The sequence below is a fragment of the Brevibacterium sp. LS14 genome, from assembly GCF_012027885.1.
Classification (GTDB): domain Bacteria; phylum Actinomycetota; class Actinomycetes; order Actinomycetales; family Brevibacteriaceae; genus Brevibacterium; species Brevibacterium casei.
On the sequence record NZ_SJXG01000030.1, the window covers coordinates 1 to 12,224 of the forward strand.

General features: G+C 67.4%; 10 protein-coding genes. 6 read left to right on the top strand and 4 right to left on the bottom strand.

Annotation, left to right across the window (positions count from 1 at the left end; translation table 11 throughout):
• Window positions 1-776: 776 nt before the first annotated feature.
• Both EZE58_RS02645 and EZE58_RS02650 read right to left on the bottom strand, forming a co-directional pair.
• A complete protein-coding gene (locus tag EZE58_RS02645; RefSeq protein ID WP_167559760.1) occupies window positions 777-1,184 on the bottom strand; it encodes a hypothetical protein in 408 nt (135 codons plus the stop codon).
• 223 nt (window positions 1,185-1,407) lie between these two features.
• On the bottom strand, window positions 1,408-1,806 hold the full coding sequence (locus EZE58_RS02650; RefSeq protein ID WP_063250783.1) for a VOC family protein: 399 nt from the start codon (window positions 1,804-1,806) through the stop codon (window positions 1,408-1,410).
• Window positions 1,807-2,174: 368 nt separating this feature from the next.
• Between EZE58_RS02650 and EZE58_RS02655 the strand changes: the two genes are divergently transcribed.
• The 3 genes from EZE58_RS02655 to EZE58_RS02665 all read left to right on the top strand — a co-directional run bounded on the left by EZE58_RS02655 (window position 2,175) and on the right by EZE58_RS02665 (window position 6,706).
• Window positions 2,175-3,548 (top strand): NAD-dependent succinate-semialdehyde dehydrogenase, encoded by a 1,374-nt coding sequence (locus tag EZE58_RS02655; protein ID WP_009381250.1) that lies wholly within the window; start codon window positions 2,175-2,177, stop codon window positions 3,546-3,548.
• Between the two features lie 195 nt (window positions 3,549-3,743).
• Complete coding sequence (locus EZE58_RS02660) at window positions 3,744-4,004, top strand: hypothetical protein (RefSeq protein WP_009381251.1); 261 nt, start codon at window positions 3,744-3,746, stop codon at window positions 4,002-4,004.
• Between the two features lie 125 nt (window positions 4,005-4,129).
• Window positions 4,130-6,706, top strand: coding sequence for an excinuclease ABC subunit UvrA (locus EZE58_RS02665; RefSeq protein ID WP_144587799.1), 2,577 nt, complete (start codon window positions 4,130-4,132; stop codon window positions 6,704-6,706).
• On the opposite strand, the gene EZE58_RS02670 is transcribed toward EZE58_RS02665, so the two are convergent.
• Complete coding sequence (locus EZE58_RS02670) at window positions 6,682-7,131, bottom strand: MarR family transcriptional regulator (RefSeq protein WP_009381257.1); 450 nt, start codon at window positions 7,129-7,131, stop codon at window positions 6,682-6,684. The genes EZE58_RS02665 and EZE58_RS02670 overlap by 25 nt on opposite strands.
• A gap of 174 nt (window positions 7,132-7,305) precedes the next feature.
• Here EZE58_RS02670 and EZE58_RS02675 point away from each other — a divergent pair, with 174 nt between their 5' ends.
• A complete protein-coding gene (locus tag EZE58_RS02675; protein ID WP_144587797.1) occupies window positions 7,306-8,511 on the top strand; it encodes an MFS transporter in 1,206 nt (401 codons plus the stop codon).
• 142 nt (window positions 8,512-8,653) lie between these two features.
• Here EZE58_RS02675 and EZE58_RS02680 read toward each other — a convergent pair whose 3' ends face one another.
• Window positions 8,654-10,150 carry a DHA2 family efflux MFS transporter permease subunit gene (locus tag EZE58_RS02680; RefSeq protein ID WP_167559761.1) on the bottom strand — a complete coding sequence of 499 codons (1,497 nt, stop codon included), beginning with the start codon at window positions 10,148-10,150 and terminating at the stop codon, window positions 8,654-8,656.
• A gap of 206 nt (window positions 10,151-10,356) precedes the next feature.
• Here EZE58_RS02680 and EZE58_RS02685 point away from each other — a divergent pair, with 206 nt between their 5' ends.
• Window positions 10,357-11,388: an Atu2307/SP_0267 family LLM class monooxygenase gene (locus EZE58_RS02685; protein ID WP_167559763.1), complete on the top strand. Its 1,032-nt coding sequence runs from the start codon at window positions 10,357-10,359 to the stop codon at window positions 11,386-11,388.
• Between the two features lie 178 nt (window positions 11,389-11,566).
• Window positions 11,567-12,061 carry a hypothetical protein gene (locus tag EZE58_RS02690; RefSeq protein ID WP_167559765.1) on the top strand — a complete coding sequence of 165 codons (495 nt, stop codon included), beginning with the start codon at window positions 11,567-11,569 and terminating at the stop codon, window positions 12,059-12,061.
• Window positions 12,062-12,224: the final 163 nt, after the last annotated feature.

Consider the following 12,224-nt stretch of genomic DNA (forward strand, 5'->3'; position numbering starts at 1 on the left):
GACATGAACGACCGGGGCAGTGGAACGAGTCGGATCGCCTACGAGTTCCCCCACGGGCTGATGACCACAATCGAGGCCCCTGACCAACCCATCGACATCGACCACGCCCTGGCATTCGCCGACCTGGCCCGGATGCGACCATGCCGGTGGGTGACCCCCGACCATGACGTCCCGGACGAACCCGCAATCATTGAAGTTCCACCCACGAGAGAACACGTCAAGGAGCACAGAGCACAACAGCGACGGATCGCGGAAGTCGCTGCCCGTGACCAAGCGCTGCGGGAGGCTACCGAGGCATCGAATGCGGCACGGGCACGTCTGCGTCTCGACCACGCCATGGATTGGGAACACGCCGTCTTTCCGGCCTGTCTGCCTCCCGGGCATGACCCGGTGCGGATGAAGGCCCTGCCACCAGGAACAAGCGACCCCTACGCTGCCGCTGACGCTGAGCGAGGGTGCACGTCAGCACGGTCGTCGTCGCTGGTGTGGTGTACGGGAAGGAGTCTGTGTGAGACGGATCCACCCCTCGGGCATTGCCCGTTGGGGCCGGTCGAACCGATCACCGGACACCGGTCCCTGGCCCAACAGCGCAAGCACGCGATCGCCCAGCGGGCGAAACGACTCCGAGCCGCCACCGAGACCAAACGCCAACCAGCCCGACGGCGGAAAACGGGTGGACGGAAACCGAAACCCCGCAGAACCCCGACAGGCTACTCGACACCGACAACAACCTCGCCTACCCCGACGACGTCGCCTACCCGCAGGACAACGACCCGTCAGTCCTCCGTCGCGTCGACTCCCCAAGTGCCCCCGAGCATCGACCCCTGGACCTTGGCCGTCGATCCCGACAGCGATACCCGTGCTCCCTGGGAGAGCAAGGTCGACGCATCGTCGACCTCGGGACACCCCGCGACAGCGAATCTCGACACCACGCCGCCGGATCCCAGCGCGACGAGCACGAACACGAACCCGACGACCGCGAACCCAACCACCGCGAACGCCGGACCGGGATTCGTGACTCGCGGTCCTGTCACGGAGTACGACACCAGCTTCACCCGACAGCCACCCCCGGTGATCAACTGGGACCACGACCCCGTCACCGACCCACCACCGTTCTGAGGAAACAGGCACCGCATTGCGCCGATGAACGCTGTCGCGAAGTGTCGACGTGTCTGCACAGTCATCTGCAAGGCGGAGCGGAGTCGATGCCGGACTCACCGGATATCCATCGGTCGACGTTGATGTGATCTCGGCAGTGGAATCAGGCGACGACAGCGGAATCAGAGATCGGCGGTGGATTCAACCGTCGGTGACGAGTACACCGGCAGAAGGGGTCAAGTGCCAGCGGCGACCGAACCGCCGGCGTCGGCTGAGCCGACCGCTCCGACTGAACCACTTGTGACGGTCTCAGCCCTCCACGTCAGGATCCCCCAGCGTCTCGGGCGCCGGCTCCCACAGTTCGATCCGGTTGCCCTCGGGATCGGTCACCCAACCGAAGCGGCCGATGCCCTCCATCTCCTGGATCTCGTCGTCGACGTCCGCCTCGGCGGCCTGGAGCTGTTCGAGCATCGCGTCGAGGTCGTCGACCCGGAAGTTGAGCATCGTCTGCTGCCGCCCGAACCCGTCGGCACGCTCGCCGAAGTAGTCCGTCTCCGCCTCGAACGCCGCCACGACGGTCGGCCCCGCCTCTTGCCGCCACACCCCCTCGGTGGTGTCGACCCCGAGCCGGCCTTGGTACCAGGCCGACAGTGCCTCGGGATCGCTGGCACGCAGGAAATATCCGCCGATTCCGTTCACTTTCTCCATGCCGCCCACCCTATGCCCGCGACCGTCCCCGCGGAACCCCATCGTCGTCACTGGAGGCCCACGCCGCGGCGGTTCCACGAGCCCTGCCCATTCAGCTCGGAGCTCCATCGCCGCAGTGACCTCGGAGCCCCAGCCCCGCACAATGGCCGGTGCCGCTGTCTGTCCGGGATCACCTCGGCGAGGTTCGAGGAATGCGACAAGCGGCGTTTCAGGAATTCCTCACCCTCTCCCCGTGTTCCCTTAGCAGGCATACCCTCGAAAGGGGAGTCTCAACGAGGATTTCCACCGAGGAGTCCAGACGGGGAGTCCGCCCTCGTTGCGGACACCGCCTCACCGAGGTCCCCACCTCCATCGCGAAAGGATCGTCCATGAGCAAGTTCGCACTCACCAATGCCAACACCGGCGAAGTCGAGGAGGAGTTCCCCTCGGTCCCCGTCGAGGAGATCCCTGGCTACATCGACCGCGGCCACACCGCCTTTGAGTCGTGGAAGGACACACCCCTCATCGAACGCTCGGCGATCCTCCGACGGTTCGCCGACCTCGTCGATGAGAACGCCGATGAGATGACCGACATCATCGGCCGTGAGATGGGCAAGCCGAAGCAGCAGGGCCTCGCCGAGGTGGACAAGGTCGCCCGCACGGCCCGCTGGTTCGCCGACCACGCCCACAAATACCTCAACCCCACTGAACTGCCCTCCGCCGGCGCCGCCCGCAGCTACGTCCGCCACGATCCGCTCGGCGTGCTGCTGGGCATCATGCCGTGGAACTTCCCCTACAACCAGATCGCCCGCTTCGTCATCCCGAACCTCGTCGTCGGCAACGCGATCATCATGAAGCAGGCCTCGATCTGTCCTGTGTCCTCGCAGTACTTCGCCGACCTCCTCGTCGAGGCGGGCCTGCCCGAAGGCGTGTACCAGAACATCTACCTCGACAGCTCCCACGCCGAGGAGGTCCTCAAGGATCCTCGGGTCAAGGGCTTCTCCCTCACCGGGTCCGAAGCGGCCGGCGCCTCCGTCGCGGGGATCGCGGCGAAGTACCTCAAGCGCTCAGTCCTCGAACTCGGCGGCAACGACCCCCTCGTCGTCCTCGACTCCACGGACGTTCCCGCACTCGCGAAGAAGGTCGTCGGCATCCGCCTGACGAACGCCGGACAGGTGTGCACCTCCCCGAAGCGCTTCATCGTCGTCGACGAGCTCTACGACGAATTCGTCGCCGAGGCGAAGAAGGCCGTCGAGGCGACGAAGGTCTCGACGTTCGACGATCCCGAGGTCGGGATGGGGCCGCTGTCCTCCGAGAGCGCACGAGATGAGATCGTCGAGCGCATCGCGAAGGCCGTCGAGAACGGCGCGACACTGCACACGGGCGGGCAGAAGCTCGACCGTCCCGGCTGGTTCATGTCCCCGGCCCTGCTCACCGACATCGACCCGGACTCCGACCTCGGATGCAACGAGCTCTTCGGTCCGGCCGTGATGATCTACCGGGCGAAGGATGAAGCGGACGCCCTCGAGATCGCCAACCACTCCGAGTACGGGCTCATGAGCTCGGTGTGGACGGACGACCTCGAGAAGGGCGAGCGCTTCGCCGCGAAGATCAACGCGGGCATGAGCTTCGTCAACTCCCACATGGAGTCGGGACCGGAATACCCCTTCGGCGGCATCAACCGCTCCGGCTATGGCCGCGAGAACGCCGAATGGGCTCTGCGGGCGTTCACCAACGAGCACCTCATCCGCGTCCACCCCTGAGGGACCACGGCACATCGCTGTCCACTCACGCTGTGCGTCTGACCGGGGTCGCCACTGTTTCACATTCAACAATGTGAATTGCCTCAAAGCTGTGGACTCCCCTAGTTGGCCGATGCCAGACTGAACACCCATCCACAGGGGTCCGACCCACAGCTCCACGGGGGTTTCCGCCCCACAGTCGAGAAAGGTCAGCACATGTCCGAGAACACCTCAGAATCCGGTTCGGTCAGCGCATCCGAAGCCGCTCGCATCATGTCCGATCCCAACGCCACCGAGGAGGAGCGCTCCGTCGCAGCGAGCGTTCTCCGTCAGTCCGACGACCGCGGCGGCGAGACGAGTGCCTGGGTCGCCTCTGAAGCCGGCGACCTCACCCGTGACGGAGATTCCGAGGAGGTCCGCTCCGTGGCCGCCAGCGACCTCTCACAGGCGGACAAGGAGCGCGACGAGAACTCCTGAAGCACGGTTCCCCTCCACGGAACAGACATCGACCGCATCCGGCCGACAGCGAACGATTCGCTGTCGGCCGGAGTCGTCTCCACCTGCTTCATAGGATGAAGACCCCCGCCGTTAGGATCGAAGCCATGACCGCCGATCGTCTCAGCAGCGACGTCGTCTCCGGACACATCGCCGTCCGGGGTGCCCGCGAGCACAACCTCCGGGCCGTCGACATCGACATCCCCCGCGACACGATCGTCGCCTTCACCGGGATCTCGGGTTCGGGCAAGTCGTCACTCGCCTTCGGCACGATCTATACGCAGTCCCGCCAGCGCTACCTCGAGTCGGTCGCCCCCTACGCCCGACGCCTCATCGACCAGGGCTCGGCTCCCCACGTCCGCGTCATCACCGGACTCCCTCCCGCCGTCGCCCTCCAACAGCAGCAGTCGGGCAGCACCCGGTCGACCGTCGGTACGGTCTCGCGGGTCTCGAACGTCCTCCGCATGCTCTACTCCCGCTCCGGCACATACCCCGAGGGTTATCGACCGGCCGACCTCGCCGGCACCTTCCCCCGCGACGCCGCCCCGCTCGACTCCGACAGCTTCTCCCCGAACACCGCGGTCGGCGCGTGCCGGACGTGCTCGGGCATGGGCCGCCTCCTCCAGGTCGACGAGGACCGCCTCGTCGGAGACCCGTCGCTGAGCATCGACGACGGAGCGATCGTCGCCTGGCCGGGCGCCTTCGGAGGCAAGAACAACCGTCGGGTGCTCCGCGACCTCGGCATCGACATCAACGTCCCCTTCGACTCCCTCCCCGCTGACACCCGGCAATGGGTGCTCACGACCGACGACCAGCCCACGGTCGAGGTCAAGGAGGGCTACAAGGGCACGTACATGAGCCCCAAGCGCTGGGTCGAGCACACCTTCGCCGACTCCGCCTCGGCGCGGATGCGCGCAACTGCCGCATCCTTCATGACGGAGAGGCTCTGCCCCACGTGCCACGGCAAACGCCTCAACCCCGAAGCCCTGGCTGTGACGATCGCCGGCATCGACATCGCCGAGGCGGCCCGCCTTCCGCTCACCGGGCTCGTCTCCTTCCTCGAGAACGCCCGCACCCACCCGGCCACCGGGGAGCTCTCCGTCGAACGCAACCAGGCCGCCCAGGCCCTCATCGACGTCCTCGTCGACCAGCTCGGCACTCTCATCGGCCTCGGCCTCGGCTACCTCGAGGTCGCCCGCCCCACCTCGACGCTCTCGAGCGGCGAACTCAAACGCCTCCACCTCGCCACGCAGCTGCGCAGCGGGCTCTTCGGAGTCCTCTACGTCCTCGACGAACCCTCGGCGGGACTCCACCCCGCCGACCTCGAGCTCCTCCTCGGTGCCCTGCGCCGGCTCGGAGACGAGGGCAACACGATCTTCGTCGTCGAGCACAGCGCCCCCGTCATCCGCGCCGCCGACTGGATCGTCGACCTCGGTCCCGGGGCCGGGCGCTACGGCGGACGCGTGCTCTACAACGGTCCGGCCGACGGCATCGCCGAGGTGGCGGAATCCGTCACCGCCCGCTACCTCGGTCCGGTTCCTCCGCTGCCGCCGTCGCCACCGGCTCCCCGCGCGCTCACCGAGTGGATCGGCCTCCTCGGCGTCACCGGCCACAATCTCACCGGGATCGACGTCTGCCTCCCCCTCCATGCGTTCACCGCGATCACCGGAGTCTCCGGGTCGGGGAAGACCTCCGTGCTCACGGCACTCGCCGATGCCGTCCGCACCACCCTCGACCTCGCCGAGGTGACCGCCGACGAGGAGAGGAACCCGCAGTCCGTCGAGATCGCCGAGGAGATCTCCCACGGAGTGCCGGTCTGGGACCTCGGCAACGACGAGCTGGCGACCGCATCGACGACGGGCCTCGAGGCGATCGATCGCGTCATCGTCGTCGATCAGCGTCCCATCGGCCGCACCTCCCGGTCGACGCTGGCGACCTACACGGGACTCTTCGACACCGTCCGCAGGCTCTTCGCCGCCCAGCCGGAAGCGAAGGCACGCCGCTTCGGCGTCGGACGGTTCTCCTTCAACCAGCCCGAGGGGCGCTGCCCGAACTGCCTCGGAGACGGGGTCGTGAGCATCGAACTCCTCTTCATGCCCACGGAGACCGCCCCATGCCCGGTCTGCCACGGCAAGCGCTACAACCCGGAGACCCTCGAGGTCACCTACCGGGGGAGGTCGGTCGCCGATGTCCTCGCGATGACCGTCGACGAGGCGGCCGAGTTCCTCTCCGATGTGCCGCCGGCGGCGAAGATCCTCACCCTGCTCGCCGACATCGGACTCGGCTACGTCAGCCTCGGTCAGTCGGCGCCGACGCTCTCGGGCGGGGAGGCGCAGCGGATCAAGCTCGTCTCCGAACTCCACCGCTCAGCGCGCGGTCACAGCCTCTACATCCTCGACGAACCGACGACGGGTCTCCACCCGTCCGACATCGACATGCTCATCGGTCAGCTCCAGCTCCTCGTCGACGCGGGCAACACGGTCGTCATCGCCGATCACGACCTGAGGACGCTCTCGATCGTCGACTGGATCATCGACCTCGGTCCGGGGGCCGGTGACAACGGCGGTGAGATCGTCGCAACGGGCACCCCGGTCGATCTCGCCGAGGAGGCAGAGAGCCTCACCGGTGCGCACCTGCACGAGGCCCGCACCCGCCGGGCTCAGGCGACCGGCGCTTCGGCGTAGAGCGCGGAGACGAGAGGTTCGAGCTCCGGGGTCTCGCGTGCCTCGGCGAGCGCCTCTTCGAGGACTCGATCATGCGTCGGCTTGGCTGCGGCGAGCAGCTTCTCACCTGCTTGAGTGAGCTCGGTGTAGATGCCGCGCCGGTCGTCGGCGCAGAGGATGCGGGTGAGCAGACCGCGGTCCTCGAGTCGGGTGACGAGCCGCGTCGTCGCACTCGAGGACAGCGCTGCCGCGCGGGCGAGCTGTCGCATCCGCATATGCCAGCCGTCCTGCCTGCTCAGCGCGTCGAGCACGGTGAATTCGACGACCGAAAGCCCGTGCTCGCGCTGCAGGCTGCGCTCGAGCTCGGTGTCGATGAGTCCGTGCAGGGCCGCGAGCGTGCGCCAGCCCCGGGCCCGGATCTCCACCGCGTCGTCCCTGATCCCCACGTGCTTCTCCTCACTTCGTTCGTCCTTCCATGATACACGACTTGCGCAGATAGAACGCGTGTGCAAGTATCTATATCGATGCGTGTGCAACTACTGCGCACGCCGCATATTGCGGGTGCACCGTCCGCGGACCACCCGACCAACCACTTCTCATTCCCATCGGAAGGACCTTCCATGCCCCTCGCACTGCTCGCCCTCGCCATCGGCGGGTTCGGCATCGGACTCACGGAGTTCGTCATCATGGGTCTGCTGCCCGAAGTGGCGGCGGACTTCGCGGTGACCGAGACCGTGGCCGGCTATCTCATCTCGGGCTATGCGCTCGCTGTCGCCGTCGGCGCCATCCTCCTCACGGTCGCGCTCACCCGCGTCAACCGGAAGACCGCACTCATCGCACTCATGGTCCTCTTCATCCTTGGCAACGCACTCTCCGCGATGGCGCCGAGCTACGAGATGATGATGATCGGCCGGATCGTCGGGGCCCTCTGCCACGGAGCGTTCTTCGGCATCGGCTCCGTCGTCGCCGCGAGTCTCGTTGCTCCCAACCGTCAGGCTGCGGCGATCGCCATGATGTTCGCGGGTCTGACCAGCGCGAACGTCCTCGGCGTTCCCCTCGGCACGTTCCTCGGCCAGGCTGCCGGGTGGCGTTCGACGTTCTGGGCGATCTCGGTCATCGGCATCATCGCCCTCATCGGCATCGTCACGCTCGTCCCCAGGGAGAGCGTCCACTCGACCTCGACGGGCAGCATCCTCAGCGAGTTCCGGATCTTCCGCTCGCCTCAGGTATGGGCGTCGATCCTCATCACGATCCTCGGCTACGGCGGCATGTTCGGCGCCTTCACCTACATGGCCTTCACCCTCACCGGTGTGAGCGGATTCGCGGCCTCGACGGTTCCGTGGCTGCTCGTCCTCTTCGGCGTCGGCCTCTTCGTCGGCAACTTCCTCGGCGGCAGGGCTGCGGACAGGAACCTCGGCGCGACCCTGCTCACCCTCTTCATCGGCCTCATCGTCATCCTCGCCGTCTTCTCGCAGGTCGCCGGCAACCAGATTGCGACGATCGTCGCCCTCTTCCTCATGGGCGGCTTCGGGTTCGCAACCGTCCCGCCGCTGCAGATGCGGATCATGGGCCACTCGGAGGGTGCCCAGACGCTCGGCTCGGGCGCGAACATCGCGGCCTTCAACGTCGGCAATGCCTTCGGCGCATGGGTCGGCGGCCTGACGATCGCCGCAGGGCTCGGCTACGCCTCACCTCTGTGGGCCGGAGCGCTCGTCACCCTCGCCGGTCTCGTCGTCTTCCTCGTCGCCGGTCTCGGTCGGGGAGGCGAGCTGCGTCGGAAGCAGGCGGTCGCCGAGACTCCCGTGACCGCGGACATCAGCGCCTGAGCCCGAGAGTCTGACCCAGCCTCTGGCACCAGGTGCCGGACTCCGACACCTCAGCTCTCGAACCGGATCGCCTCGGCAGCATCGAGGGCGAGTTCGACGGCCTCACCGTCGATGCTCGCCCCGATCGCCGAGGCCGCCGAGGTCAGCTCTCGAGGGCGACCGCGTGATCGTCAGGCGTCTTCTGGTCTTCGGGCTTCTTGATGAAGAAGGCGAGGACGACGGGGACGAGCGCAATCGCCGAAGCGAGGAGGAACGCCGAATGAGCCCCCGGAGCCCCGGCCTCCGCGACGCTCTTGCCGGCGGCCTGGCCCGCGTGCAGAGCCGCCGAGTAGATCGAGATGAGCAGCGCCGTGCCCGCGGCGCCGGCGACCTGCTGCAGGGTGTTGAGCGCAGCGGATCCGTGGGAGTACAGACGCCGTTCGAGCGATCCCAGCGATGCCGAGAAGAGCGGCGTGAACGACCCGGCGAGTCCGAGCGACATCGCGATCTGGATGATGACGAGGACCCAGATCGGGGTGCCGATTCCGACGTTCGAGTACGCGAACATCGCCGAGGCGATGAGGATCGTGCCGGGGATGAGCAGCGTCCGTGGGCCTCTCGCGTCATAGATGCGGCCCATCACCGGACCGAGAAGGCCCATGAGCACCGATCCCGGGAGCAGGACGAGGCCCGACTGGGTCGCATTGAGGCCGACGACGCTCTGGAGGTAGAGCGGCAGGAGGGAGAGCGTGCCGAACATCGACAGCGCCACGACCGCCATGATGATGACCGAGAGGACGTAGTTGCGCGAGGTGAACACGCGCAGGTCGAGCAGCGCCCGATCGGCTCTGATGAGGACGAGCTGACGCCACACGAAGAGTCCGAGGAAGACGAGCCCCCCGGCGATCGACGCCCAGGCCAGGCCCGTTCCGGCCGAGGCGCCGGCACCCAATTCGCCGCCGCCGAACTGGCTGAGGCCGAAGACGATGCCGCCGAAGGCGAACGCCGAGAGGATGATCGAGACGACGTCGATCGGGGCGTGGGTGGTCTCGCCGAGGTTGGTCATCCACTTCGCACCGAGACCGAGGGCGATGAGCCCGATCGGCAGGACGATGCCGAAGAGCCAGCGCCAGCCGAGGGAGTCGAGCACGATGCCCGACATCGTCGGTCCGATCGCCGGAGCCAGTGAGATGACGAGGCTCACCCGTCCCATCATGCGTCCCCGCTGATGCGGCGGGACGACGTTCATCATCGTCGTCATGAGCAGCGGCATCATGATGCCGGTGCCGCCCGCCTGGACGACGCGTCCGACGAGGAGCATCGGGAAGCCCTGCGAGAGCAGACAGATGAGTGTGCCCAGGCAGAAGAGGATCATCGCGGTGAGGAAGACCTGCCGTGTCGTGAACCGCTGGAGGAGGAACCCTGTGGTCGGGATGACGACGGCCATGGTGAGCATGAACGCACTCGTCAGCCGCTGCCCGAGTTCAGGCGGGATGTGGAGCGAACGGTTGAGCTCCGGGATGGCGATCGCCATCGTCGTCTCGTTGAGGATCGCGACGAACGCGGCGACGAGGAGGAGCCAGATGACCCGCATCCCCGCCGGGTCGATCACATCGTCGTGGGACGACGGTGCTTGGGCGGTGTTCTTGTCACTCGACAAGTCTGGTCTCCGATCGGAAGAGGCGGATTTCAGGCAGACACAGCAGGCAACGGCGCGTCCGTGCGGCTTTATTCCGGGTGGTGGGGAAATTCTCCCACCGTTCTCACAGTACTCCGCTCGTCGTCGCCGGCGCAGGCCGCTCAGCCTTCAGGCTCCCACACGGCACGGACACGGAATCTTTTGTCCCGCCTCGGCGTTGGCAGGGCATGGCAGATGTGGAATTCGGGCTCGACACCTTCGGTGCGCTCACAGAGGACGACAACGGCGAACTCATCACCCATGCGCAGACGGTGCGCGACGTCGTCGCCGACGGCGTGCTCGCCGATTCGGTGGGGCTCGACTTCTTCGGAGTCGGTGAGCACCACCGCCCCGACTTCGCGGTCTCCAGCCCCGAGATGGTGCTCGCGGCGATCGCGGGACGCACTGAGCGGATCCGACTGGGATCCGCGGTCACGGTGCTCAGCTCGGATGACCCGGTGCGGGTCTTCGAGCGCTTCGCGACCCTCGACGCGGTCTCGAACGGGCGTGCGGAGATCGTCGCCGGCCGCGGGTCATTCATCGAATCGTTCCCGCTCTTCGGATACGACCTGAGCGACTACGAGGTCCTCTTCGAGGAGAAGCTCGAGCTCCTCGCGAAGCTCCTGCGGGACCAGCCCGTGACCTGGCAGGGGACGACACGCTCCGCGCTGTCGAACCAGCAGGTGTTCCCCTCGACCGAGAAGCCCATCCCGGCCTGGGTCGGGGTCGGCGGCAGCCCCGAGTCGGTGGTGCGCACAGCGAAGTACGGGTTCAACCTCTTCCTCGCGATCATCGGCGGGCAGCCCGAGCGCTTCGCCCCCTACATCGACCTCTTCCACCGTGCCCAGGACGAATACGGCATCGAGCACCGGCCGATCGCCGTCCATTCGCCCGGTCTCGTCGCCGAGTCGGATGAGCTCGCCCGCGAGATCGTCGAACCCGGGTGGACCGCGATGCGCAGGCGGATGGACCGCGAACGCGGGTGGCCGCCCCCGCAGCCCGGCGACTTCGAGGCCGAGATCGAGACCGGCGCGCTCTACGTCGGCTCGCCCGAGACGGTGGCGAAGAAGATCGCGACGACGATCACGGCCCTCGGTATCGACCGCTTCGACCTCAAGTACGACCAGAGCAAGGTCACCCACGAGACGCGGCAGACCTCGATCGGCCTCTACGGCGAGAAGGTCGTGCCCATGGTCAAGGACATGCTCGCCGGCAGCTGAGCCGGATGCTGAGCCGGCTGCTGAACCGACCCCGCCGGCGGCTCGGGGACCGCGTCGTCGTTGCCCGACGCCGCGCGAGCAGATACCCTGACTGGGTATGAGTTCATCAGGATCTGCAACCGCTGCGCGCGTCTCGGGAGCGCCCTCGCGTTCCCGCAGGCGCCCATCGTCGGTGCGCATGGTCCTCTTCCTCATCGCGGCGCTGACGATGGCCGCGGGCCTGCTCGCGCTGCCCCACGCCGGGGAGATGTCGGACGCGATGTCCGGCCAGATGTCGGGCGCTATGACGGGGTCCGTGACGTCGACCGCGCACGGGATGTCGGGGTCCTCCCACGGTGCGTCGGGCTCTGCGGCACCGGGAGCCGCCTCGGCGATGGGCGGGCATCAGCCTGCCGACGTCGGGCAGATCTCCGCAAACGACGAGATCACCGCCGTGACCTGCGCCGACATGCCGTGCGCCGGTGACCACGATCCGCTCACCCCGTGCATCGTCATGCTCATGTGCGCGTTGGCCGCGATCGTCCTCTCCCTCCTCCTGCCCCGGTCCCGGGGGACGGTGTTCCGCCTCCCGCGCGGTGACACGGCCGGGTCGCGCCCGGTCATCGCGCGCATCCCTGCACCTCCGGACTCGCACGCGCCGAGTCTCACCGTTCTCTCCATCAGTCGGACGTAGGCCGTGATCGTCGCCGGCCACCTCCCGGCCGGCGACACCTCGATCACGCTCCCGTGAGCGACCACGACCCAACCTCTTTCGGCTCACGCCGCACACCGCGCCGACGCGCCTCAGCGGCTGCACGCCTGTGCGCCTCTGCACCGCCCGCTCACCGTGAGCACGA